This is a genomic window from Pseudomonas sp. TE9122, from assembly GCF_056278925.1.
In genome coordinates, this window is sequence record NZ_JBWBQI010000001.1 from 1,348,850 (window position 1) to 1,373,198 (window position 24,349).

Here is a 24,349-nt window from a genome sequence, read left to right on the forward strand (position 1 = left end):
TTGTTATCGAGATGTGCAAAAGCCCCACCGGTGAGGGTGAGGCTGGTTTGAAGCCTGAACCGCGCAGCGTTTACAGGAAGATGAACTTGGCGATGAAGATCGCGCAGAGCACCCACAGGCTGACGGAAATTTCCTTGTACTTGCCGGTGCCAGCCTTCAACGCGACGTAAGTGATGAAGCCCAGCGCGATGCCGTCGGCGACCGAAAAGGTCAGCGGCATCATGATCGCCGTGACGATCGCCGGAATGGCGTCGGTCGCTTCGTCCCATTCGATGTGGGCCATACCGCCCATCATCAGCATCGCCACGTAGATCAGTGCACCTGCCGTGGCATAAGCGGGAATCATGCCAGCCAGCGGTGCGAAAAACATGGCTGCTATAAATAGCACACCCACGGTGACGGCGGTAAGACCAGTCCGACCACCAGCGGCTACGCCGGCGGCACTTTCCACGTAACTTGTCACGGGTGGAACCCCCACCACAGCGCCAAAGACGCTGGATGCGCTGTCAGCCTTCATGGCTCGGGAAAGATTCTCGATGCGACCGTCAGCGGCGACAAGGTTGGCGCGCTGGGCCACGCCCATCAGCGTACCGGCGGTGTCGAACATGTGCACGAAGAGGAAGGCGAGCACCACGCTGATCATGCTGACGTTGAACACGCCGGCGACATTCATTGCCATCCAGGTCGGTGCCAGGCTCGGCGGCGCGGACATGATGCCCTCGTAGTGCACCAGGCCCAGGCCCCAGCCGGCGAGGGTGACGGTGATGATGCTGATCAGGATCGCACCGAACACGCGGTGGTAACTGAGGATCGCGATCATCAGGAAGCAGATTGCGGCGAGCAGCGGGCCAGGTTCACGCAGCGAACCCAGCTTGATCAGCGTCGCCGGGCTGTCGACGACGATACCGGCCGTCTTCAGACCGATCAGGCCCAGAAACAGACCGACACCGGCGCCCATCGCGAACCGCAGGCTGACCGGGATACTGTTGAGCAGCCACTCGCGGATCCGCGAAAAGGTCAGGAACATGAACAGCACGCCCGAGACAAACACCGCGCCGAGGGCGGTTTCCCAGTTGTAGCCCATGGTGCCGACCACGGTGTAGGTGAAGAAGGCGTTGAGGCCCATGCCCGGTGCAAGCCCTACCGGCCAATTGGCATAGAGCCCCATCAACAGGCAACCGAGCGCGGCGGCGATGCAGGTGGCGACGAAGGCCGCACCGTGGTCGATGCCGGCATCGGCCATGATGTTCGGGTTGACGAAAATGATGTAAGCCATGGTGATGAAGGTTGTCAGACCGGCAATCAGCTCGGTCTTCACCGTGGTGCCATGCAAGCTGAGTTTGAACAGACGCTCCAGCAGGCCATTGCGTAATGGCGGCGTGAGCTCGAGCGGCGGTGCTTCGGATTTGCGGCTTTCCACAGCGAGTACTCCTCAAGAGTTTTATTGTTATTTCCAGGGCCGGACCCATGAGGGGTGGCAGCGGCCCTTTGAGGCATACGCGAATTTGTTGACCGTATAGTCAGGAACTCGCACGCAGTGGATTATGCTTTTGTGTACAAATAAAGCAAATATTGTTTTGGTTTTTGTTGCCGATTTTTTTGCCGATAGGGATATATGACTATCAGGATGGCTTCGCGAGCAGGCTCGCTCACACAGGAGAATGCGTTCCAATGTGGGAGCGAGCCTGCTCGCGAAGAGGGCGGTCCTGTCAATCCAGATGCGGCTGATTCCCCCCAAGCGCCAGATTCACCGCCAACCACCCATTCACCGCCGCTTCCCCAGCCTCGGCAAATACCCGCTCGAGCAATTTCACCTGCTCACGGCGCAACGCCTGCTCGAACTTCGCGCCTTCCGCCGTCAGCTCAAGCAGGCGCTTACGCTTGTCCGTCTGCGAAGCGACGCTGTCGACCAGATGCATTTCCTGCAACTGGCGCAGGGGCATGTTCAACGCTTGTTTGCTCACGCCCAGCAGGGCCAGCAACTCTTTCACACTCAGGTTCGGATAGCGCGCGATGAAAAACACGATGCGCTGATGCACCCGCGAGAGGCCGCGACGCTCGAGCATTTCATCAGCCTTGGCAGTGAACGCCTGATAGCCGAAGAAAAACGCTTCCATGGCCTGTTGCTGAGTAGAGGGGTTCTTAAGGTCAAGCATGTTGACGTACTCGCTCAAGCTGTCGTAATTTCAGTCAACAAGTTTGACTCATTTCCTGCATGCCTTGCTACGGTGGCCTCCATGGCTTTTTCCGAACGTGTCTCGCGCCTTAAAAGTTCTTTGATCCGAGAAATCCTCGCGGCGGCCCAGCGTCCGGAGGTCATGTCGTTCGCCGGCGGTTTGCCCGCTGAGGCGATGTTGCCGAAGGTCGAGTGGGACGAGATGCCGTTATCGCTGGGTCAGTACGGCATGAGCGAAGGCGAGCCGGCCTTGCGCGAAGCTTTGGCGGCAGAGGCGAGGGCGCTGGGCCTCGAGTGCGATGCGAGTCAGGTGCTGGTGGTCAGTGGTTCCCAGCAAACTCTGGATCTAGCGGCAAAACTGTATATCGACAAGGGCACGGAAATTTTGCTGGAGGCGCCGACTTATCTGGCCGCGCTGCAAATCTTTCAACTGTTCGGCGCCGATTGCCTGACCGTGCCGCAAGAAGCCGACGGCCCCAACCTGGCGCAACTGCGCAAGCGTCTGGAACAACACCGCCCGGCGTTTATCTACCTGATCCCGACGTTCCAGAATCCATCCGCCGTGCGCTACAGCGAGGCCAAGCGCGCAGCGGTCGCGGCATTGCTCGATGAATTCGGCGTCACTCTCATCGAAGACGAGCCATACCGCGAACTGACTTTCGATGGTGGCAGCGCAAAACCGATCGCGGCGCGCCTGAAAAAAGCCAGCTGGATCTACACCGGTACCGTATCGAAAACCTTGCTCCCGGGTTTACGTGTTGGCTACTTGATCGCCAGTGCGGATCTGTTCCCGCACCTGCTCAAGCTCAAGCAATCGGCGGATCTGCACACCAATCGCATCGGTCAGTGGCAGGCGCTGCAATGGATCGGCTCGGAAAAGTATCAACAGCATTTAAGTGAGTTGCGGGATTTCTATCGGCTGCGGCGAGATGCGTTTCAATTGGGGCTGGAAAGCCATTTTGCCGATCTGGCTGACTGGGACATGCCGCAAGGCGGACTGTTCTTCTGGCTGACGCTGAAGCAACCGCTGGATACGCGCACTTTGCTCAATGAGGCATTGGCCAATGATGTGGCATTCATGCCCGGTGAGCCGTTCTTTCCCGAGCCGGACAAGCATCATGGGCATTTGCGCCTGAATTTCAGCCACATCGATCCGGCGCGGCTGGATGAAGGGTTGAAGCGATTGGCGGCGGTGGTGCGGCGGGCGCAGATGGAGAGGGCGGCCTAGCAAAAACGCCGGCTTAAGGGCCGGCGTTGTCAGTGCGGGCCTCTTCGCGAGCAGGCTCGCTCCCACAAAATGGAATGCGTTTCAAGGGTGGGAGCGAGCGCGCTCGCGAAGGCGGCTATCGCTCCAACCCGTTAACATCAGACCGCCGCAAACCGCTTATCCAGATAATCAATAATCACCTTGGATTCATACATCCAGGTTGTCTGCCCGTTCTCTTCAATTCGCAGGCAAGGCACTTTGATTCGGCCACCCTGTTCCAGCAGGGTCTGGCGATCCTGCTCGTTGTTCTTCGCGTCTTTCAGCGCCACCGGCACATTCAGGCGATGCAGGGCGCGGCGGGTTTTCACGCAGAACGGGCAGGCGTGAAATTGGTACAGGGTCAGATCTTTCGCGGCAGCGTCGACTTGTGCCTGAGCAGCAGCGGGGCGTTTTGTCTTGCCCGGGCGGGTGATGAAATCGATGAAGATAACCAGTTGGCCGAGGCCGACACGAAGCGCTTTGACGAACACGTTGAAAGCCTCACGGTGCAAATGAAGAAGGCGCGCAGCTTACCCGATTTTTCACGGGCGAAAAAAAACCGGCGATCAACGCCGGCTCTTTTCTGTTGCGAATTACTTGATGAGGCTGAGGAATTCGCTACGGGTTGCCGCGTTTTCACGGAATTCACCGAGCATCACCGAAGTGATCATCGACGAATTCTGCTTTTCGACGCCGCGCATCATCATGCACATGTGCTTGGCTTCGATCACCACGGCCACGCCCAGCGCGCCGGTGACTTGCTGCACCGCATCGGCGATCTGGCGGCTGAGGTTTTCCTGAATCTGCAGGCGGCGCGCGTACATATCGACGATCCGCGCAACCTTGGACAGGCCCAGCACTTTGCCGCTCGGGATATAGGCGACATGCGCCTTGCCGATGAACGGCAGCAAGTGGTGTTCGCACAACGAATACAGCTCGATGTCCTTGACCAGCACCATTTCGCTGTTGTCGGAGCTGAACAGGGCACCGTTGGTGACCTCTTCGAGCGTCTGTGCATAACCGCGGCAGAGGTACTGCATGGCTTTGGCGGCACGCTTTGGCGTGTCGAGCAGGCCCTCGCGGGAGACGTCCTCGCCCAATTGGCCGAGAATCGCGGTGTAGTTCTGTTCCAGTGTCACAGGGGCTGATTCCATAAGGGTTTCAGAGGGGTACTGTTTCTGCCTGTACCAATTTTGTACCAATCAAGCTGTTTTCGAGCTTCCCGAGCTCACCCCAGTCGGTGCTGGAGTTTATCCATCGGGCGTATGTCGATAGCAACATCTGAACGCTATGACCGAGCTGAGTGGCAATAAACGCAGGGTTCATACCCGCCATGAGGCACATGGTAGCGTATGTGTGTCGGCAGTTGTATTGCCGGCGGGCGCGAATGCACAATTCAGTCAATGCAGCCTGGAAGTGTTTGTCGGTCACGCTCGATTGTTGGATGAACTCGAAGTTTTTGGTGGGCGGGAACACATAGGTCGATTCGGTGCGTTTGCGCCGGCTTGGCAACGCACGTTGCTTCGCCAGCAGTTCGGCCTGCTCAATGGCGTGCAGTGCTCGACTGTTGAGCATGACCTGTCGCACGTTCCGGGTTTTGGTACGCTCCTCGATCTTGTAGTCCGCGACGATCCGACACACGTTGACCAGTCGCTTTTCCTTATCGACCTCTTCCCAGCGCAGCGCCGCGATCTCGCTGGGGCGCATGCCTGTGTAGAAGGCGAACTCGAAGTAGGCCGCGTAGATCCGCATCGAGTGGGTCAGCGTCTTATATAGGTGATCGATAATCTGGTTGGCCTCACCCACGGTGAAGGGATCGATGGGTTTCTTGGCCTTCACCGGCAGCTCGATGGACTCCACCGGGTTACGGTTGATCAGGCCGTCTTTCACTGCGGTACCGAACACCGTGGTCAGGCGCTGGATCGCCGCACGCTTCACGCCCGGCGTAGGCCATTCGGTATTGGCCACCACCTTGCGCAGCATCACCGATGTGATGCTGTCGATGGGTAGCATTGCCAGATACGGCATCCAGTACAGATTGAGCGAACCGAGGTAGTTCTTTCGAGTCCCCGCCACGATCTCTCGGCTGTTGAGCCACTCTTGGGCGTACTCCCCGAAACGGGGAGTCGCTGAATAGGTGGCATAAGTGGAGTTGGGGAACAGCTCGGAGTAGCGCTGATCATCCAGCACGCCATGCTTGATTAGGCTGGTTACGTTAGCGCGTAAGTCGGCGGCAGCCTTAATCCCCTTCGGCGTTTGGGGATAGGGGAGGGTTTCGCAACGGCGTTGCCCGTTCCAGGTGAAGCGAATGCGGACGGACTGTCCAGCAAATTCAACTCCGGTGGGCAATCCCATTGGCTTTCGAGCCATGCCTCGTATCTCCTGATGCTGTAGTAAATGCGGCTGTCGATGGTGTTCCAGACACCTTTGGGGATGACGCCTCTTGCGCGTTTTCCTTGTAACGCCCGGCGGCTAGTTCCAACGAGTTCGGCCATCTTTTCTTCTGGAATCTTGTCCAGGTGATAGGTTGGAAGTGATGCCTCATCAGCTTCTTCAAACTGTGAATGGCTTTTGCCGGGCTGCGCGGAGAGGTGTTTTCGTCCGGTCAAAGTTGGATTGGGGCCACTTCCGTGGCCGCAGCACATGTGGAGCTGCTGGAATGGATGCTCCATCACGGCTGTACTCCTTCAGCGTGTTTGCCAACGAGCGCGGCATGCTTCCACGCTCTGCGGCTCCACGCGGCGAAGCCGGCACGGTAAGCGTAGTGCTCACGGGCGAAGGAGTCGGATGTCTTCGCGCCTGGTGCGGTGATGTACGTGCCTCGCTGTGTGCAGTACTGCAGTCCCTCAGGCACTGGGAACTCTTTCTCAAACTCGGCACGCTCGTTGATCTGCACCTTGTTGGCGGCAATTTTTGCGGGGAGTTCGGACACGCAAGCGGGGTGCTTATATCCCTCTCCAAGCTGCGCGGGCGGGCGATTCTGAGCGGTTAGCGTGGCATTGGGTGTCGCTGCCTCGCGCAGCTTTTCGTGGGGTATAAGTGCCTCGGTGGAGCTGCTTGAAGGAGCAATAATGCCTGCTGCTGCGCAGCAGAGACTGTTTGTTTCTAGTACGTCGACGCTAGTTTCCTTGCGGAGCAAAGCGGTCGTGGTTTGGGTGTCGTGCTGGTCCATTTGCATGCCGCTTTCCTCCGAAATTTGAGTGCGCGTTGGTGCATCAATCGCTGATGGGGCGTTAGCCGGGTTGCGGTGGGTGCTGGATTGGGGACGGATTTCGCTCATGCGGCGTTCTCCTGCTCGGCCGGTTCCAGCACAGCAGCCATGGCTAGCGCCTGGTCACGGAGGACGCTGGTATCGCGTTCCAGCTTTTTGCCGGTGCGAAAGGCGCTGAATGTTTCAGATGCGATCCGGAGTTTGTCGGCGATTTCAAGTAGGGTCAGTCGTTCCTGTTCGCCAAGTTTTGAGGCAGCCAAGGCGCGCTCGTAGTGGGCGTAGAGTTTCTTGCGTTGGTCGTGCGCCTGATCAAGGGTGTGCTGCAAGTTGCGGATTTCTTCCGCGCTATCAGCGCTCTGGATCGCTTGGCCGTCTCGATACCCAACACAGCCGCCAACGTCATAGCCTTCGCTGTAGCCCCCTGAATATCCCTCGGCGCGGCCGCTGTTGAAGCCGTGCCGATAGGCGAGCCAGTAAACGCCGACGACCATGAGGACGATCGCTATCAGCGCGTAGAATTGAACTGCAGTCATGTGGTGTGCTCCTGGTGAAGTCTTCGGCTGGTGGTGGCAGCCGTTGGGTTTGGGTGTTACTCGTTGGTGTCGTCCTGCTGCCGCTGCATGTCTTCATCGGCCTTGTAGGCGCGGATGTCGATCAGGGAGGCGACGTGCCGGATGTGTGCGTACTTCGGTGCCTTGCGGCTGGTGTCCAGCGTGGTGATGGGGAGCTGGATGCGGCCGCTGCTGATCTCGGCCACGAACGATTGCTCGTTGAGGTTGCGGAAGTACTGCTCTCGCACTTTGTCGAGCGGGATTAGTACGTCGCCGAAGATGCGGTAAAGCAATTCGACGGTGGCTGATTCCGGCGCCGGGTACAGGCGGAGCGGGTTTTGTGCTGTGTTACTCATGGCTTTGTTGGGCCTCCTTGCGTTGTTTTCTGGCTGGGTGGTTCCAGGCGTTCAGGCAATGCGTTCTGGTTAGCTCGCGCAGATGTTCGGGCACTTCGAGGAGCGCGGCGTTGCGCTCCTCTCGTGTCCGCATGGCGATGATCTGGCGGGCGTATTCCCTAGGCCACGTCACGGCTGTCTGCCGGGATTGCGGGTAGGTCGATGCCCAACTGCTCAGCCAGCCAGCGGATTCCGGGCTGTTTGATCCGGGTCGATTGGCTGTACTGCATGCCGAGCTGGTCGTGGTACCACTGGCCGTCCTTGATTCGCAGATAGTCGCGATCACGGTTGGGGTAGGCCGGTAGGTTCCGCTCGTTGAGCAGACCTTTTTCACGCATGCGTGCGATGAGCTTCGGTCGAGTCAGGCCGAGTTGGGTTGCGGCTTGGGCGAGATTGCGTTCCATTGCACCCCCTTATGCCGCGTGCGCGGCTGGAGTGGCCGCTGCAGCAAGGTGGTTGATGGACTCGCTGACTTTGCCGTAGATCTCGACATCGCTGCCGTACACGGTGAAGCAGCGGGTGTGCGGGCTTTTGTTGCCGATGCTCAGGATGGTGGTGACACCTAATCGAGACTGAGTGCGGTGGAGCGCGATGATTAGTGGGTAGTCGAAGCCCATGTCGAGGTTCAGCACGCCGCCGGTGCGCACCAGTTCAAACACTCGTTGCTTGTCCGAGACTTCAAAGCGGCCGTATTCGCGGCTGGCGTGGGGACGGTGCAGCAGGTCGCTGGTGTTGCTCGCATCGAACGGGCCGTTGGCGATCTCTTCGATGAAGTCGGCGAGCTTGAGATGGATCTTCTTTTCGTTCGGCAGGGTCAGCGTGTGGCGTTCGCTGCCCAGCTCCACGACGAAGGTGCTTTCCGAGAAGCCACGTTCAACCTTGAGGCGAAACGCCAGGCACTCGCGCGTAGGCGCGGTCCGTAGAACATGATTGAAAGTCTCGGTGAGGTTGACCTGGGCGTTAAGCAACTGCAGGGTGCGGTTATCGATTTTGTACTTGGTCATGCTGCGTGACCTCCACCGCGCGGATCAAGCGGAGCGGGGGTCGCGCGAGTGTGCTGCTTCGGTTTGCTGGAGACAAACGAGCAGCCACTATCACGTGCTAGGCGGCGCACCTCGAAAACTCGGGAGGGCTCCGCAGTGGCCGGGTGGACGTGCAGGGTTGCTGTGGTGTGCATTGTGATGCCTCGCTCTGTGGTGGAAGAGTGAGGCATAAAATTAACCTTAAAGGTTAATTTGTCAAGCTTGGTTAGAATTAAACCGGCAAATCCCTTCGTCCGAATGCGCACCTATAACCTCCCGAGCAAAATGCCGGGGAGTCGGCCATCGCTCTGAGCAATGCAGTCTGCCAGTGGTTAGGTCCAAAAGAAAAACACGAATCGGAATGCGCTTTGTTAAGCCAAAGATTCAACGCCTGAGAGCTTATCGATCCCATTAGTTCAATTGAGGTTTTATGAGTAGATAAGTATGTGGCAACAGCAGCAGTGTATCTAATGTTAAGTTCAAGCTTTTCAATCTGAAACTTTAGTCTCTTAAACTCATCGGTATCCATGTTCGTTGTTTTTATTATGCTGAATTGGGCGGCGAGACCGTATAGGTGCATGTGGATTGTTGCAATAAAGAAAGGTTCTTCTGGAAGTATTCCAAAATAACTGTGTAGAAATTGAAAGCTTGGGTTTTCCTCGGCTGTAGTACTTTTCTTTTTATTGCAAGGGTTGCAGGATGGTATCAAATTGCGTGGATATATTGAATGTGCCTTAAATTTTGATTTTGGGATGTGATGATCTAGGTCTGTTAATTCTCCAACGCCGCAATATGGGCACTTCTCGAGGTTGAGTTTTAAGTCTTCACGAATTTTTTTCAGTCGACGTGTTTTTTGGGTCAAATTGTAAGAGTCATGAATAGCGTCCAATAAATCTGGTCTTAAATCACCTCCTATAAGTCTTGCATCTGGATTTCCATCAAGATCATCGTAAACTCTGTAGAGTTCTAATATGCGGGTTTCTTCTTGCTGACTTGTTTTAAAAGGTTGAGAGCCATCGTTGGGTCTCAGTGCTTTTACTAAATCGACCAGCGAATTTGAAATGTCGGGCTTTGGCAGTTTCCACATTTAGAGATACCCAATTGTGGCTAGCCGGCTAATAACATAAGCTCTTGCTTGTAAACTCAATCCGTAGGGAGTGAATAAGTACTCTATATCTTCCAGTGATTTAAATTTTTCTACTAGATTGTTTAGTATTCTATAAAAGTCACTGGTTTCGGTATTTAAGCCAAAGGCTTCAGTTGTAAGTTCGCCAATGTTTGCCCCGAAAGTTTCTAGTTTGGGTGTAAATGCTTTTGTAGAGCTGCCTTCTCTTCTGATCACATATACGTGTTTTACTAAAGTTTCTTGGAGTACTACTGGGGAGTGAGTGGCAATAATCGCGTAAGCATCCTCAAGTTCAAGAATTTTACGGATTGCATGCATTAAAGCAGCCAAAAGTGGCGGGTGAAGATGCGTCTCAGGTTCGTCTAGAAGCACCAGTGATGATTTGGTTGTTCTTGCTGCAATACTAGCAAGCATTTGCATGACTATTTTGTGGCCGGTGCTCCAGCCTAAAAAAAGTTTACGCGGATTTTGCTGAATTAGATTGCTTACTGTTAACTCCTCGTCGAAACTCGAAGAGAACGAAGGGTCTTTAGCAATGCACTCGAAAGCTGAATTTAGTGTTTTGGATTTTCCATTCATCCATACAGACACTAATGTCCTTTCGAACTCTTCAGCAGATGCCTCAATGGGCTTCAGTAGCGTCTTCTCTACGCGTTCTTCATGTACCTCGGAATCAGATGTTTCTTCTCTGATTTGAGCTTTGAGCTCAGCAGCAATGTCTCGAAGACCACAGAATCCGAAACGCCCGTTACCATCTTCAACATCCTTAATTATTTGAAGGCGCTCGTCGGGTTCGTCATCACTACGGGGTTTTACTCCCGGCAGACGGAAGCTATCGAAGGCACTATAAGATACTGTTATTAGTCGCGTGAATCCTATATTTGGGGGGGTGATTTTTCCAAGAGACTCAGACAAAGTTTCTTTTCTATTTTTTGGAGTGGCGTGCGCAACTCTAGCTAAGCGAGCTAATAATGTACTTTTGCCTGATCCGTTTCTGCCAATTATCGCGACTATACGATTAGGGAGTTCATTCTGATACTCTAACGGGGTGATGCTATTACCCAAAAAAGTTACTGGATTGTTTTCACTTTTGGACGTGCTTGAAAAATCGAACTCGATGGAGTTCTCCCATCCTGCCACGTGAAAACCAAAACTCATCCCTTGACTGTTGCTTGGTAATTTAAAGTTTTCTCTTAGAATTGAACGTGCCATGTCCAGCATGTTGTCATGTTCGGAGAATTCGCGGAATAAAGATTTCTCCCACGCTTCGTCTAGTTTAAATTTTGAAGCGAGTTTGGGGTGATTTAAATAGTCGTTTAGGCTGTGAAGTAAGGTTGTACGTGTTTCTAGCGGTAAAGAGGAAATTCGTTGGTAGTAGTCAATCGATTGGCCAACTGAAATGCAATCGTCTAGGCTCTCAAAGTCTTCTTTTATATAGAAGGTCATGTCATCTTTTTGATTTTTTTTTAGTATTTTTACTGTTCCGATGAATGTTTCTTCTTTCTTTGATTTGTCTATATAGAATAGGTGGTACTGAGTTCTGTATCCGTAGTCGTTCCAGTAGTCTTGTTTTAGAACAAATTCGCTACTAAGGTTTTTCGGGGTTGGGGTTTTGGGTGGTAATACAGTAAAGCGCATGGCTAACATCCTTGTTATATAAATTTATGATTTCACTTGTTTTCTAAAGATCGGAAATTTTCCATCGAGCTCTCCCACAGATGGTCCATTCTTCAGACATACGGATAATGCGATCAGGCCAGTCGGGATTTAGAGCGAATAAAAATTGTTCTCCTCCTTCTTGTTTCAATTGTTTCAATGTCGCTGCCTGATCCCTGGTTCTTTTAGCTGCAACAAAATGGCCTGGCAGTGCTTCGAGAGAAGGATCAATGACGATCTTGTCACCCTCCATGAATTTAGGCTCCATGCTTATCCCCTCTACTCGGAGAATGAACGCACGAGGCCCAACAGGTCCGGGCGCATCAATCCATTCTTCAGCATCCCGCGGATCAAAAAAACAGTTAGGCTCACACCAAGAACCCGCTGCAATAGAACCTATTACTGGTAGCTTTCGCCCGGTATGGCTTAGCAACGTGGCATTGTTAAATTCACCCATGCCATATGGCATATCTAGATAGCCTGTATGGAGATGGAGTGCTTTTTCAATTTCTCGCGCGATTTGATCCCCGATGCCTTTAGTAGGATTTTTTCCTCCGAACGCGCTCACTTGGGCGGGCGCCTTCCCTAAGAGGTCGGCGATGTCGGTTAGCCGAAGTTTCTTGTCAGTCAAGATTCTTCGAAAATTCTGGAGGCGGGTATCTGAGATTTTCATTCGTCAATTTTGTCCGTATTAACCTACAAGGTGAATGCTCTCCTTGGTGTTGAAAAAAATAACCCGTTAGGTTAATGTTTGTTTGGAGGTATCAACCATGAGACTGCGAGACTACATCGAGTCATTGAATTCAGCTCAGCAGAGCGCGTACGCCGGGCGCTGCCGTATAGCAGCGAGCTATTTGAAGCTCCATGTCAAATATGCGAGCAAAGATCCAAGCGTATCTCTGCTCAAGTCCTTAACGCGTGAAAGCGAAGGACATGTGTCGCTTGCTGAGGTACTGGATCATTTCTACATAACAGAAGAAGTCATCACTCAAAACGTGGCATAGCAAGAAAAAAGGCGACCCAAAGGTCGCCCAGTTCCTCCCGGCACGCACCACCACAGCGCTGTCGGGTCGCGATAAAGATAGGCGGGCACACCACATGCAACCACCTCTCGTTATCGCGCTTTTCCAAGGCTCGGAAGCCTTGGTGTTGCTGCCTTTTCCACCACAGATTGGGCAGCTGTTGCGCCAGGGGTGTGCAATGGATTACTCGCCCCGGCACGGTGCCGGTATCGATCCCGAAGATCTAGCCGGCGTTTGGGCCCTTTCAAGCCACGCGGCAAATGTATCACCACTGCATGTCGCGCGGCACTGGCAACTTACAAGGATTAATGCCATGAGCCGTATCGCTCTGAGTTCTGTTGAGCGGGCGCAGCGGGAAGTTTTGCCGCTCGATCTCGCGCTTTACCACGCCGCACGGGACTACCCCGGCGGTGCCGCAGCCATCGCCGTCACCACCGGCCGGAATGCAACCACGCTGCAGCACAAATTGTCCCCAACCCACCCCAGCCACACGGTGAACATTCAAGAGTTCGGCGAGATTCTGGAGCTGACCAAGGATCGCCGCATTCTGGATGCGGTGCATGCGTTGGTCGGTGACACGACTTGGCAGGAACTGGCTGAGGCGTACACCAACGACATGCCTGAAACGTTGACCACTGGAATTGCCGAGTACTTCCGGCAGGTGGCGGATCTGGCGGATACCTGGGCCAAGAGCATTGGCGATGGGGTTGTTTCCGATGAGGAACTGGCCGCGATTCGCCTGCAGGTGTTTCGTGGGATTCAGGGGCTGTTGGGTTTGTTCAACCGCGCCACGTATGTCAACCAGACGACGCGGGGTGTTGATCGTGGCTGACATTGCTGACTTTGCAAATGACCTGGTGCAGGAGCGCGTTGATCAAGCGCTGGCTGCACGTCTTCTCGCCGCCAAGCCTGCCTTGGCGGCGCATTCGTTTCTCTTTTGCGAAACGTGCGATGACCCTATCCCGGAGGCTCGCCGTTTGGCGCAGCCCGGCTGTACGCAGTGCGTGGGATGCCTTGCCGTTGAGGAAATGATGGAGGCTCGTCATGCTCGATGAGGTGTTGGGGCAATTCGCTGATCACGGCCTTGAGCCTGCGCAGCCTTTGGTGTTCGGCAAGCTGACCCGCTGCAAGACGACGCAAGACAAGGGCAAGGAAAAGAACGGTTGGTATGTTGTTCACGAGCAACGCACCGAGAAAGGCGAAACGCTGATTTTCGGTGCTTTCGGTGACTGGCGTTCGGGCGAGTCACAGAAGATAAAGGTCAAGGCCGGGCGCATGTCGCCTGAAGAACGCGAAGTTATGCGCGCTCGACAGGAAGAGGCCAAGCGCCGGGCGGCTGAGATCTCGGCCAACGCGGCACGTCGTGCGGCGAAGCGTGCAGCGGGTATGTTCAAACGCATGCCAGAGAAGGGTCGTAGCGACTATCTGGACCGAAAGCAGATTGTCGGCTTCGGCGTTCGGTATGCGCCGCGCACCGGCGCGTTCCTGATACCGATGAGCAATGTGCGGGACGAGATTGTGGGCCTGCAGGTGGTGTTCCCGACCAAGCAAGAGGACACCGGCCGGGACAAATCCTATTGGCCTTATGGTATGTCCAAAGAGGGTGCTTTCCATCTGATCGGGCCGCACCCGGATCCGGGCGAACCGGTGCTGGTGTGTGAGGGTTACGCGACCGGCGCAAGCCTGCATATGGCCACGTCATTGACCGTGGCCGTTGCGTTTGATGCGGGCAATTTGCTGGTGGTTTGCAAGGCCATGCGCGAGCGTTTCGCCGGTTGCCCGCTGATCATCTGCCGAGACGATGACTGGAAAACCACGAAGCCGAATGGCGACGCGTGGAACCCCGGTGAAGAGAAAGCCAACAACGCGGCGCTGATTGTCGGCGGCCAGGTGGTTGCGCCGATCTTTTCCAGTGAGCGGGAAGCCAAGTGGACCGACTTCAACGATCTGCATGTTGCGGAAGGTTTGGAGGCTGTGCGCCGTCAGGTGTTGGCGGTGGTCAAGCCGCCGGCTGCTGGTGGTTGGAAGGATCTGCTGGCCCGCAGTGAAAGCGGTGCGTTGATTGCGCACATGCAGAATGTCGAGTTGATCCTGGCCAATGATGAGCGTTGGGCCGGGGTCATCAGTTACAGCGCGTTTAGTTCGAAGATCGTGAAGCTGCGTGCGGCGCCTTATGGCGGCGGCACGGGCGATTGGGCGGACATTGATGATGTGCGGGTGATGAAGTGGCTCGCGCAGCAGTACAACTTGCGGGTCAAGGCCTCGCATGTGATTGAGGCGGTGAGTGTGGTTGCGCATGACCATGCGTTTCATCCAGTGCGCCAGTACCTGCGCAAGCTGCAGTGGGATCAGGTGCCTCGGCTTGAGAGTTGGCTTACCGATGTCATGGGCGTAAAGGCCACCGATTACTCGTCGAAGGTCGGCAAGCGCTGGATGTTGTCGGCCGTGGCTCGGGTGATGAAGCCAGGTTGCAAGGCTGACTCGGTGATGATTCTGGAGGGCGCGCAGGGCGCTGGTAAGTCCACCGCGATGAGCATCCTCGGCGGCGAGTGGTTCATGGATACGCCGTTTGCGCTGGGCGACAAGGACGGCTTTCAGGCGATCCGGGGCAAGTGGATCGTTGAGCTGGGGGAGCTGGACAGCTTCAACAAAGCCGAGAGTACGAAGGCCAAGCAGTTCTTCTCGGCGTCCACCGACACTTACCGCGAGAGCTACGGCCGCAGAACGATGGACGTGCCACGCCAGTGTGTTTTCGTGGGTACAACCAACCAAGACGAGTACCTGAAGGATGCCACCGGCAACCGGCGTTATTGGCCGGTCGCGTGTACCAAGGTGGATCTGGAGCTGTTGCGTTCGATGCGAGATCAGCTGTGGGCTGAGGCGGTGTTCTGTTACGACGCGGGCGATCTTTGGTGGGTGACGCTGGATGAGGCGGCGATGTTCGGCGAGGAGCAGGACGAGCGCTTCGTTGTGGATGAATGGGAAGGGCCGATTCTGACCTGGCTCGAGGAGTCGCAGATCGGCGAGACCACCACCGGCAGTGACGTGCTCACCAGTGCGTTGAAGTTGGACTTCGGACACTGGGGCAAGCCGGAGCAGATGCGCGTCGGCGCGATCATGCACCGGTTGGGCTGGCGGCGTGTTCGGTTGCCGGCATTGGCTAAGAGCGGGCAGCGGCCTTGGGCATACAAGAAGCCGGCAGGGTGGGGCGGTGCCTCGGCGTTGCAGCGGGTTCAGTTTGAGGAGCCTTGCTTTGATTAAGGAGATCGATTCGCTGCTGAGGTTGTGGGCGCAGGAGCTGCATTCAGAACATTCGAAAGGGGGGCTGGCAGGGGGAAATATGGTTGCCATGATGATGGAGAGCAACGGGCAACTGATCAGGGGGCGGCGTGCCTTCCGTGCACCAATGGAGAGTTCGCTGGACATCGAGCTGATCGTGACCAAGCACCTCGCGCCGGAGCTGGTGACGGTGGTGCGTGAGCATTACTGCACGCTCGATGTGGATATGCGCTTGCGGTATGCCCACTGCGGTTGTGGCCGCGATACGTACTACCAGCGTTTGCATGACGCGCATCTGCAGATCTATTGGGTGCTGATGGGGGCAGCTGCGTGACCTCAGGTAGCGCTCCGGTTGTGGTTGTCCCACTGGCCCGTCTTGTCTCGCTGCGTTTTGATGCAGTGGGACAGGTGCGGGCCTTGTCGTTGTTGGGTTGTCCCACCGTCCCGCTTAGTAGTGCCTCCCGCCCGTGTGAGCGTAGCGGGGGAGCACTACGCGCTTACGCGCGAACGCGTGTTCTTTAAATTTCTTCCTTTACACGAGAAAGAAGAAAGATAAGTAGGACAGTGGGGCGAAGCCCCGAATTCAGGCGCTCTCAGACGTCCCACTTCGATTTTAAAAGTGGGACGTATGGGACACCGCCGCAACAACAGAATGCCGTGGTGGTGTATTCGCCGACATTCGCTAGGCGTTCACCCTGCGTTACCCACTTATTCACCGGGTGGCATTAAAACAGGGTTGCTGCCACCGGAATCGACCTGTAAAAAGTAGTCATCTTCGATAGGTGCGACCGCAGAGAGCGGCACAACAAACCGGCCATACAGCCGGTTTTTTATTGCTTGGCTTTTTTGCCTTTGCCCAAGTTCGAAAGCAGGTAAATGGTTAACCAGACAAACATGCCAATGCTGATGATGTTGAGGATCAGGTTCAGAACTTCAAACCGTGTCATCGGGGCAGTGCTTCGACCGAACTGATAGATCTCTTCTCCGTAAATGCACATTAGAGCGAGCAGGAACAGGTAAGAGATGACCATGAAAAGGGTGGAGCTGACTGCCTGTATTGCCTCTTGAAGCTGCTTTCTTCTCTTCGGGTCAAGACTGTACACAGCCACTGCCAGTGCTAGTACTGCGCAAATCGTTTGAATCCAGTCATGTCCAGACACGCTATTTCTCTCCGCAGATCGTTGGTAGGACAAGATGTTTGTCCAGATCACCATATCGACGATTTATCCACTTTCAAAAGCCTCAGGGTTAAAGAAATGACAAACGAGCAACAAGCACTGGCAGAAATGCCGATCTGGTTAGTGATCGTCCTGGCTCTGGTCGGTGGCGTATCGGGGGAGATGTGGCGAGCAGACAAGGATGGGGCGCGGGGCTGGGCGTTGTTGCGCAGACTCGCGCTTCGATCGGGTGCCTGCATCGTCTGCGGGGTGACGGCGATGATGTTGATGATTGCTGCCGGGATGTCTTTATGGACGGCGGGGGCGTTGGGTTGCCTAACGGCGATGGCCGGCGCGGACGTTGCCATCGGGTTGTACGAACGATGGGCTGCCAAGCGGCTTGGCCTTTCCGAGTCGGCATCGACCGACCGAACCTGAGAGGCAGGGGCGAGGGTAGGGCGCCGGTTTTTCCGGGTCCTCCCCGAGAGCCGCCCCCTACACGGGTTACGGAACTCGCGGGATCTCTGCAGCTGAGAATTTCAAAGGGATGTCCGTCTTTTCAAAGGGTTAGACATGGGAAAGACAGTCAGCAAGGCCGACTTGAGCGAGATCGTCGGTCGCGATGAACGCACCCTGACCCGATGGCAGAACGACGGCATGCCAGTGACCGAGTTCGGCCTCGGCCGGGGCAACGAAAACCAATACGACACCGAAGCCGTGATTCAGTGGCTGATGCACCAAGCCGCACTCAACGGCAAAAAAGAATCTTCCCGCGATCGCCTCGACCGGATCCGCGCTGATCGTGAAGAACTCGCGATGGCCAAGGATCTTGGTGAGGTGGTCATCGCTGCTGATTTGATCGAACGCTTCGAAGCAATGATTACCGCTGCAAAAGTGGAGCTGCTCAACTCTTTCCCCGATGTGCTGGCCGCCGAACTCTCGGCGCGTTACGACGTGGAAGTCGACGAGCAACTGATTCGTGACCCCATTGAAGCCATCCTGAGGAGGCTTTCTGACTATGACAAGGATGATGCCGCGTCAGATGGATATTCTGACGAACCGGACGATACGGAGGGCTTTGAGGAAGACGGCGACTAAAGCTCTGCGCGGCGCTTGCCGCAAATGGGCACCGCCGCCTCGCATGAGCATTATCGAGTGGGCGGACAAGTACCGCTGGCTCGCACCGGAAGAGGCTGCGCGCCCCGGCAAATATCGCTTTGACGTTACTCCTCACCTGATCTGGCCCGGCGGTCCATTGGAAGCGCTGGATGATCCCGCTGTCAGTGAGATCGTCGGACGCAAGTCGGCGCAGGTGGCATGGACGTCGGGTGTTCTGGGTAACGCCTTGGGCAAGTGGATCGACATTGATCCGTCACCAATTCTGGTGCTGTTTCCCAAGGCCGAGGCGGCCAAGCAGTACGTTGGTGAAAAGCTCGAACCGATGATCGAAGCCACGCCGCGCCTGCGCAAGAAAGTCGACCTGCGAAGCCGCAAGCTACAGCAGCGACAGGACTTCAAGCGCTTCCCTGGCGGCTTCCTCAAAATGGTGGGTTCCAACAGCCCGGCCAGCGTGAAGTCCACGCCGGTGCCGCGAGTTGCCATTGAAGAGCCGGACGACTGCAACCTGAACCTGCGAGGCCAGGGCGACAGTATCAAGCTCGCCAAGGAACGACTGAAAACGTTCCGCCGCTCGAAGATCATCATCGGCGGTACACCAACCATCAAGGGCTTGTCCGCCATTGATGCGGAGCTGGAACTGTCGGACAAGCGCGTCGGCCTGGTGCCGTGTCACGAATGCGGCCAAGAACACGCGTTGAGCTTCGACAACCTGCACTGCGACGAGGATCCGGAATACCTGCATGAGGTATACGGCAAGAAGCGGCCGGAGAAAACGTTCTACTCCTGCCCGCATTGCGGTGGAATCTGGGATGACAACCAGAAAAACGCCAACCTCAAGCACGGTCGCTGGTCGGCTACGGCAGAGTTTCGTGGCATCGCTGGTTACATCCTCAACGAGCTGTATGCGACGTTTTGGGGATCGCGTTTCCAGGTGCTGATGGAGAAAAAGCTCCAGGCCGAACACGCGGCCTCACAAGGCAACATCGGACCGATGATCGCTTTCGTCAACAGTTCCAAGGGCGAAAGCTACGAGTATCAGAGCGATGCACCGAAGACCGATGAGCTGGAAAAGCGTGCGGAGCCTTATGCGGAGCTGACAGCGCCGAAAGGTGTCCTGCTGATCACCGTTGGCGTTGACGTCCAAGGCGACCGCCTCGCTCTCACCATCATCGGTTGGGGACGAGGCGAAGAGTCGTGGCGCTTGTACTGGGGTGAGCTTCACGGCAACCCCATCGACCCGCATGACGCCGTTTGGCAAGAACTGGATCGGGTTATTTCCCAACCCATACCGGTCGAAAGCGGTGCGCAACTGGCGGTATCGGCGGTCAGCATCGATAGCTCTGACGGCAATACCAGTGACGCGGTGTATGCCTACGTGCGGGATCGTCAACGCTACAACGTGATGGCGATCAAAGGCGCCTCTATCGACAGTCGCGACAAGGAGATCTTTACCAAGCCTCCGCAGTCGGTGGATACCTCACAGGACAACACCAAGGCTGCGAAATACGGCCTGCGCGTCCACATCGTTGGCACGCACAAAGCGAAGACGCTCATTGATGGGCGGCTGCGCCTCAAAGGTGCCGGACCGGGGCGCATGCATTGGTACAGCGAGATCCGCTCGGACTACTACGAACAACTCACCAATGAAGTCCTGGCACCGCACCCGCGTAACCCCAGCAAAATGGTGTGGCAGAAGAAAGCCGGCCGTCGCAACGAAGCGCTGGATTGCGAGGTGTATGCCTTGCACGCCGCTCGCAGCCTGAAAACTCACCTGTTACGCGATCACGAATGGGACCAGTTGGAGCAGCAGTTGCTGCAGCCAACCCTGTTCAGTACCGAACAACCGGTCGCACCGGTACCGCGCCGAGCTGTCGCTCGTGGGCGGGGCACCCGCAGTCGCGCGGGCTATTAAGGAAACACATATGACAGACGCACAACAGCGCCTCGCGGAAGTCCGGGCGGCGATCTCTGACGTCCTGAAAAAAGGCCAGCGCTTGCGCCGTGCGGATCGCGAGCTTTATCGCGCTGAGCTGAACAGCTTGCGTCTTCTGGAGCAGCAGTACGCCAGAGAGGTCGCGTTGGAACAGGCTCAACAACAGGGACGTGGCCGCAACCGTGTCTCCTACATGAAGATCTGACTATGGGATTTTTTCGAAAAGACCCGGCCGAGCTGCTGATGCGCGAGGCCCTCAAACTCGCCAAGTCGGCAAACGAGTCCAGGCCTATCGTCGCCCAAGGGGGCGGGGGCGGTGTTGAGACGCGTTGGCGCGGGGCTTCTCGCGTATTGCGCAGCATGGCCAGCTGGATTCCCGGTCTCGGCAGTCCGCGTCGAGATCTCGACCAAAACGAGCGTCGAATGCTGGTTGCTCGCTCGCGAGACGCCATGCGCAATCACTTGATAGCCCGTGCGGCGATCACCCGCCTGCGCACCAATGTTGTAGGTACTGGGCTGGTTTGCCGGTCACAGATCGATCATGACGCATTAGGTATCGACGAGACGCAGGCTGAGAAAATCAACAATCAGCTTGATCGCTTGTGGTCGCTGTACGCCGACGATCCACGTGAATGCGACGCCGAAGCGACACTCAACCACTACCAGTTACAAGCACTGGTATTGATCTCGTCCATGGTGGGTGGTGACGTGCTGATTGCCAGTCCTGACGATGAGCGCCCCGGCTGCATCTTCAGCACGCGCTTGCAGTTGATCGAATCGGACCGGGTCTGCAATCCAGCCGGGCAACTTGACGGCGCAAACCTCGTGGACGGCGTCGAGTTTGACCGGTTGGGGGCGCCTCTGGCGTATCACGTCTGCACCGGATACCCCAACGAATACACCGCCGGCCAAGCGCTGAAATGGGAGCGTCTGCCAGCCTTCGGCGAGGCCACGGGCAGGCGCCGCGTCATGCACGTTATGGCCGACAAGGAGCGTCCGGGACAGAAGCGCGGAGCGCCTTACCTGGCTCCGGTGCTGGAACCGCTGCAGAAGCTGGAGCGCTACAGCAGCGCCGAGCTGATGGCTGCGGTGATCTCCGCAATGTTCACGGTGTTCATCAAAAAGACTAACGACTTTCAAGTCGGGAATCTCCCGCTGACCGCATTAGTCAACGAAGGCGACGGTCCCGCAGGTGACACAACGGCTGACGGCGAACTGGCTCTGGGCGAGGGGGCGATTGTTGATCTGGGCCAAGGTGAGGAACCGGTCATCGCCAATCCCGCGCGGCCTAATGCGCAGTTCGATCCGTTCTTCACGGCAGTGGTGAAGGAAATCGGCGCCGCTTTAGAGCAACCGATGGAAGAGCTGTTGCTCCACTACAGCAGCAGCTATAGCGCAGCCCGTGCGGCGATGTTGCAGGCGTGGCGTTTTTACAGCCTGCGCCGCTGGTGGTTGATCTGTGACTTTTGTCAGCCCAGTCGGGAATTGCTGATTGATGAGGCGGTGGCTCGTGGATTGATCAGCCTGCCGGGTTACGCGGACCCGGCGAAACGCAAAGCCTACTGCCAGGCCATCTGGATCGGCCCCGCTCGAGGCGCCATTGATGAGTTGAAAGAGGCCAACGCTGCCGGTAAGCGCATCGAGATCGGTGTCAGCAACGAAACGCTGGAAACCGCTGCGATGACCGGCGAGCCGTGGCAACAGGTATATCGGCAGCGCGTGCGCGAAGTCACCCAGCGGCGCAACGATGGCCTGCACGTTTTACCCAAAGGGCGGGAGCAAGAAACACCGCCGTCCGCCAACCCCAACGAGGAATAACCATGCCCCGCGCATTCGAGCTGGCTGCATCGCAGCCGTGGCTGATGCTGCCCGGCGCCCTGGATAACTTGCTGACCATTGCAGACCGCATGGGTGATCCAGCGGCCCTGGAAACACGCACTGGCATGCGACTGGATAACAGCCGCACTGTCAGCGTACGCAATGGTGTGGCGATCATCCCGGTAGTCGGTCCGGTGTTTCGCTATGCCAACCTTTTCACCGAGATCAGCGGTGCGACCAGCACTCAGGTGCTGGCCACCGACCTGCAGGCCGCGCTCGATGACCCCAAGATCAGCGCGATCATCCTCAACATCGATAGCCCAGGCGGCGTTGCCGCCGGCATCAACGAACTGGCTGACCAGATCCATGCGGCCCGTGACCGTAAACGCATCGTTGCCTACATCGGCGGCACTGGTGCAAGCGCGGCCTATTGGATTGCGTCAGCTGCCAGCGAAATCGTCATCGACGAAACGGCGCTCGCCGGGAGTATCGGTGTGGTCGTTGAAGCTGTGGTCGGCGAGGAAGGCAACGGCCGTAAGCGCTATCAGATCGTCAGCCGCAATGCCCCGAACAAGCGTGTAGATCTCTCTACCGAAGAAGGGCGAGCCAAGGTCGGCGAAACGGTCGACGCCATGGGTGATGTGTTCGTCGCCAAGGTGGCCCGCAACCTGGGCGTGGAGCCGGAGCGTGTCCCAGAGATGGGCGACTTCGGCGGCCTGCGCGTTGGCGCAGCGGCTGTCGAGTCCGGCTTGGCCCACCGTCTGGGGTCGCTTGAAACATTGATTACCGAACTGGCCAAACCGGCCGCCACTCAACCGAGGAAATACAACATGACCACCGTCAGCAGCACGGCGGAGTTGCGTGAGGCGCTGGCCGCCGGCACGGATCCGCAAACCATCGAAATCGCTCAGGCCAATCAGCCAGATCTCGAAAGCATCCGCACCCAAAGCCGCGAGGAAGGCGCTACTGCAGAGCGGCAACGCATTACCGGCATCAATGCAATGGCCAGCAAGGGTTTCGAAACTGAAATCTCCGCTGCTATTGAAGCAGGCACAACGGTTGAAGCCACAGCGCTACAGCTGTTCAAGGCAGCGCAGGATCGCGGCATTTCTCTGAACGCCATCAAGGCCGATGCCACTGGCGCATCGACGTCCACTCCGACGGGCGATGCCGCTCAGGGTGAGCGCAAGGCCGTCGTAAACGCCATTGTCGAGGGCGCCTCGCGCCGCTGATTGGAGAACATCATGAGCAACCCAGAACGCCAAACCTATGTCCCGGACCAGCTGTCCGCCGGTGCCTTCCCGGTGATGATCGACACCGCCGTGATCGCTTCCGGCCAGAAGCTCAGTCGAGGCGCCGTCCTTGGGCAAGTAACGGCCAGTGGCGAATATGTGCTGAGCAAGGCCGCAGCAACCGATGGCTCCGAAGCTCCTGCGGCTGTACTGGATCAGTTCACTGATACGACCTCAGGCGCGCAGGTAGCGCCAATCCGCCTGACCGGTGAAGTGCTGGCCAGTCAACTCACACTCGGCGAGGGTTTTACTTTGGCGCAGGCAAAAGCTGCGCTGCGTTCCCTGTGCCTGTTCGTTCGTTAATTCGGAGTCTTTGATGGATATTTTTGATACCCGCACCATGCTTGAAGCGGTTGAGCAGATGCCAACCGCGCGGCGCTTTTTGCTGAACACTTTTTTCAACGGTGGCAATCCTGTCACGTTCCCGACCAAAACCGTGGACATCGACATCATCAAAGGCAAACGCAAAATGGCGCCGTTTGTTAATCCTCGCCTGCCGGGCAGTGTGTCGTTGCGCGAAGGCTATACCACCAGCACCTACAGCCCGCCGTACATTCAACCCAAGCGCGAAACCACCGCCGAGCTGGTGCTCAAGCGTTCGGCCGGCGACAACCCGTTTTCCTCGCGTACTCCGCTGGAGCGTGCCGGGCAGTTGCTCGGTAAGGACCTGCGCGATCTGGACGACGAAATCATCCGCCGGGAAGAATGGATGTGCGCCCAGGCACTCACCACTGGGAAGGTTCGCGTCGTGGGGGAAGGGGTGGATGACACCATCGACTTCCTGATGGCCCCCGATCACAAGATCAGCCTGGGCAGCGGTCAGTGGGGCACCGAAGACGGTGACCCAATTGCCAATCTTCGTAGCTGGAAGCGCAAGATCGCCAAGGACTCCGGCCGCACGGCAAACACCGTAGCCATGAGCGGCGAAGCGCTGGACGCCTTTCAATCCAGTGCAATGGTGATGAAACAACTCAACACTCGCCGCGTTGACATGGGCTTGATCAAGCCAGAGGAACTGCCAGACGGCGTGACTTACCTGGGCTACCTGAATGATCCCGGCGTCGACCTTTACGGTTATGACGAGTGGTATCTGGACGACGAGGATGACGAGCAACCAATGATCCCGGCGGGTGGCTTGATTCTCGGCTCGACGTCCACGCGCAACGCCATGCTCTACGGGGCGATTCAAGATCTGGAAGCCGTGGAAAGCGGCTTGGTCGAAGCGGCGCGCTTCCCGAAGAGTTGGGTGACCCAAGAGCCGAGCGCTCGTTGGCTGAAGCTGCAGAGTGCGGCATTGGCTGGCCTGCTCGAACCGGATGCGTTCATTTACGCCAAGGTGGTGTGAC

Annotated in this window: 27 protein-coding genes; 13 read left to right on the top strand and 14 right to left on the bottom strand. The window is 56.7% G+C overall.

Annotation, left to right across the window (positions count from 1 at the left end):
• Positions 1–70: 70 nt before the first annotated feature.
• Positions 71–1,420, bottom strand: a complete 1,350-nt coding sequence (locus ACZ9BE_RS05995) for an NCS2 family permease (RefSeq protein WP_024012217.1) — start codon at positions 1,418–1,420, stop codon at positions 71–73.
• 289 nt (positions 1,421–1,709) lie between these two features.
• Positions 1,710–2,156 (bottom strand): MarR family winged helix-turn-helix transcriptional regulator, encoded by a 447-nt coding sequence (locus tag ACZ9BE_RS06000; protein WP_041479388.1) that lies wholly within the window; start codon positions 2,154–2,156, stop codon positions 1,710–1,712.
• 81 nt (positions 2,157–2,237) lie between these two features.
• Between ACZ9BE_RS06000 and ACZ9BE_RS06005 the strand changes: the two genes are divergently transcribed.
• Positions 2,238–3,404, top strand: a complete 1,167-nt coding sequence (locus ACZ9BE_RS06005; protein ID WP_476249028.1) for an aminotransferase-like domain-containing protein — start codon at positions 2,238–2,240, stop codon at positions 3,402–3,404.
• 137 nt (positions 3,405–3,541) lie between these two features.
• Here ACZ9BE_RS06005 and ACZ9BE_RS06010 read toward each other — a convergent pair whose 3' ends face one another.
• The 11 genes from ACZ9BE_RS06010 to ACZ9BE_RS06060 form a co-directional block, all read right to left on the bottom strand.
• A complete protein-coding gene (locus tag ACZ9BE_RS06010) occupies positions 3,542–3,913 on the bottom strand; it encodes a glutathione S-transferase N-terminal domain-containing protein (RefSeq protein WP_041479340.1) in 372 nt (123 codons plus the stop codon).
• A 102-nt stretch (positions 3,914–4,015) separates the two neighbouring features.
• Entirely contained in the window at positions 4,016–4,561 is a 546-nt protein-coding gene (gene folE, locus ACZ9BE_RS06015; protein ID WP_205970537.1) for a GTP cyclohydrolase I FolE, read from the bottom strand.
• 22 nt (positions 4,562–4,583) lie between these two features.
• Positions 4,584–5,792 (bottom strand): tyrosine-type recombinase/integrase, encoded by a 1,209-nt coding sequence (locus ACZ9BE_RS06020; protein WP_476249029.1) that lies wholly within the window; start codon positions 5,790–5,792, stop codon positions 4,584–4,586.
• Between the two features lie 301 nt (positions 5,793–6,093).
• The gene (locus tag ACZ9BE_RS06025) at positions 6,094–6,702 is read right to left on the bottom strand and encodes a hypothetical protein (RefSeq protein ID WP_476249030.1); all 609 of its coding nucleotides are present in this window, start codon (positions 6,700–6,702) and stop codon (positions 6,094–6,096) included.
• The gene (locus tag ACZ9BE_RS06030; RefSeq protein ID WP_476249031.1) at positions 6,699–7,166 is read right to left on the bottom strand and encodes a hypothetical protein; all 468 of its coding nucleotides are present in this window, start codon (positions 7,164–7,166) and stop codon (positions 6,699–6,701) included. The genes ACZ9BE_RS06025 and ACZ9BE_RS06030 overlap by 4 nt, the downstream gene beginning before the upstream one ends.
• Before the next feature lie 56 nt (positions 7,167–7,222).
• Positions 7,223–7,540 (bottom strand): pyocin activator PrtN family protein, encoded by a 318-nt coding sequence (locus ACZ9BE_RS06035; RefSeq protein ID WP_476249032.1) that lies wholly within the window; start codon positions 7,538–7,540, stop codon positions 7,223–7,225.
• 158 nt (positions 7,541–7,698) lie between these two features.
• Positions 7,699–7,983 carry a phage antirepressor KilAC domain-containing protein gene (locus ACZ9BE_RS06040; protein ID WP_476249033.1) on the bottom strand — a complete coding sequence of 95 codons (285 nt, stop codon included), beginning with the start codon at positions 7,981–7,983 and terminating at the stop codon, positions 7,699–7,701.
• A gap of 9 nt (positions 7,984–7,992) precedes the next feature.
• Positions 7,993–8,583, bottom strand: coding sequence for a hypothetical protein (locus tag ACZ9BE_RS06045; protein WP_476249034.1), 591 nt, complete (start codon positions 8,581–8,583; stop codon positions 7,993–7,995).
• A 250-nt stretch (positions 8,584–8,833) separates the two neighbouring features.
• Positions 8,834–9,688, bottom strand: coding sequence for an HNH endonuclease (locus tag ACZ9BE_RS06050; RefSeq protein WP_476249035.1), 855 nt, complete (start codon positions 9,686–9,688; stop codon positions 8,834–8,836).
• On the bottom strand, positions 9,689–11,365 hold the full coding sequence (locus tag ACZ9BE_RS06055; protein ID WP_476249036.1) for an AAA family ATPase: 1,677 nt from the start codon (positions 11,363–11,365) through the stop codon (positions 9,689–9,691).
• Positions 11,366–11,408: 43 nt separating this feature from the next.
• Positions 11,409–12,056: a LexA family protein gene (locus tag ACZ9BE_RS06060; protein WP_476249037.1), complete on the bottom strand. Its 648-nt coding sequence runs from the start codon at positions 12,054–12,056 to the stop codon at positions 11,409–11,411.
• Positions 12,057–12,718: 662 nt separating this feature from the next.
• On the opposite strand from ACZ9BE_RS06060, the gene ACZ9BE_RS06065 reads away from it, so the two are divergent.
• From ACZ9BE_RS06065 to ACZ9BE_RS06080, 4 genes are read left to right on the top strand one after another with little or no spacing between them, the layout of a single operon-like run.
• Positions 12,719–13,237 (top strand): phage regulatory CII family protein, encoded by a 519-nt coding sequence (locus ACZ9BE_RS06065; protein ID WP_476249038.1) that lies wholly within the window; start codon positions 12,719–12,721, stop codon positions 13,235–13,237.
• The gene (locus ACZ9BE_RS06070; RefSeq protein ID WP_443536103.1) at positions 13,230–13,460 is read left to right on the top strand and encodes a TraR/DksA C4-type zinc finger protein; all 231 of its coding nucleotides are present in this window, start codon (positions 13,230–13,232) and stop codon (positions 13,458–13,460) included. Before ACZ9BE_RS06065 ends, ACZ9BE_RS06070 begins: the two co-directional genes overlap by 8 nt.
• The gene (locus ACZ9BE_RS06075; RefSeq protein ID WP_476249039.1) at positions 13,450–15,666 is read left to right on the top strand and encodes a VapE domain-containing protein; all 2,217 of its coding nucleotides are present in this window, start codon (positions 13,450–13,452) and stop codon (positions 15,664–15,666) included. Before ACZ9BE_RS06070 ends, ACZ9BE_RS06075 begins: the two co-directional genes overlap by 11 nt.
• Positions 15,659–16,018 (top strand): PA0613 family protein, encoded by a 360-nt coding sequence (locus ACZ9BE_RS06080; RefSeq protein ID WP_476249040.1) that lies wholly within the window; start codon positions 15,659–15,661, stop codon positions 16,016–16,018. Before ACZ9BE_RS06075 ends, ACZ9BE_RS06080 begins: the two co-directional genes overlap by 8 nt.
• 496 nt (positions 16,019–16,514) lie before the next feature.
• Here ACZ9BE_RS06080 and ACZ9BE_RS06085 read toward each other — a convergent pair whose 3' ends face one another.
• The gene (locus tag ACZ9BE_RS06085) at positions 16,515–16,844 is read right to left on the bottom strand and encodes a hypothetical protein (RefSeq protein WP_476249041.1); all 330 of its coding nucleotides are present in this window, start codon (positions 16,842–16,844) and stop codon (positions 16,515–16,517) included.
• Positions 16,845–16,940: 96 nt separating this feature from the next.
• On the opposite strand from ACZ9BE_RS06085, the gene ACZ9BE_RS06090 reads away from it, so the two are divergent.
• The 8 genes from ACZ9BE_RS06090 to ACZ9BE_RS06125 all read left to right on the top strand — a co-directional run bounded on the left by ACZ9BE_RS06090 (position 16,941) and on the right by ACZ9BE_RS06125 (position 24,348).
• A complete protein-coding gene (locus ACZ9BE_RS06090) occupies positions 16,941–17,279 on the top strand; it encodes a phage holin family protein (protein ID WP_315448421.1) in 339 nt (112 codons plus the stop codon).
• A 135-nt stretch (positions 17,280–17,414) separates the two neighbouring features.
• Positions 17,415–17,939: a terminase small subunit gene (locus ACZ9BE_RS06095; RefSeq protein WP_136493850.1), complete on the top strand. Its 525-nt coding sequence runs from the start codon at positions 17,415–17,417 to the stop codon at positions 17,937–17,939.
• Positions 17,940–17,982: 43 nt separating this feature from the next.
• Complete coding sequence (locus ACZ9BE_RS06100; RefSeq protein ID WP_103305625.1) at positions 17,983–19,872, top strand: phage terminase large subunit family protein; 1,890 nt, start codon at positions 17,983–17,985, stop codon at positions 19,870–19,872.
• A 10-nt stretch (positions 19,873–19,882) separates the two neighbouring features.
• Complete coding sequence (locus tag ACZ9BE_RS06105; RefSeq protein ID WP_103305626.1) at positions 19,883–20,098, top strand: hypothetical protein; 216 nt, start codon at positions 19,883–19,885, stop codon at positions 20,096–20,098.
• Positions 20,099–20,100: 2 nt separating this feature from the next.
• Positions 20,101–21,711, top strand: a complete 1,611-nt coding sequence (locus ACZ9BE_RS06110) for a phage portal protein (protein ID WP_476249042.1) — start codon at positions 20,101–20,103, stop codon at positions 21,709–21,711.
• 2 nt (positions 21,712–21,713) lie between these two features.
• Positions 21,714–22,943 (top strand): S49 family peptidase, encoded by a 1,230-nt coding sequence (locus ACZ9BE_RS06115; RefSeq protein ID WP_476249043.1) that lies wholly within the window; start codon positions 21,714–21,716, stop codon positions 22,941–22,943.
• A 12-nt stretch (positions 22,944–22,955) separates the two neighbouring features.
• Positions 22,956–23,306: a head decoration protein gene (locus ACZ9BE_RS06120; RefSeq protein ID WP_103305629.1), complete on the top strand. Its 351-nt coding sequence runs from the start codon at positions 22,956–22,958 to the stop codon at positions 23,304–23,306.
• 13 nt (positions 23,307–23,319) lie between these two features.
• Positions 23,320–24,348, top strand: coding sequence for a major capsid protein (locus ACZ9BE_RS06125; RefSeq protein WP_476249044.1), 1,029 nt, complete (start codon positions 23,320–23,322; stop codon positions 24,346–24,348).
• Position 24,349 lies beyond the last annotated feature (1 nt).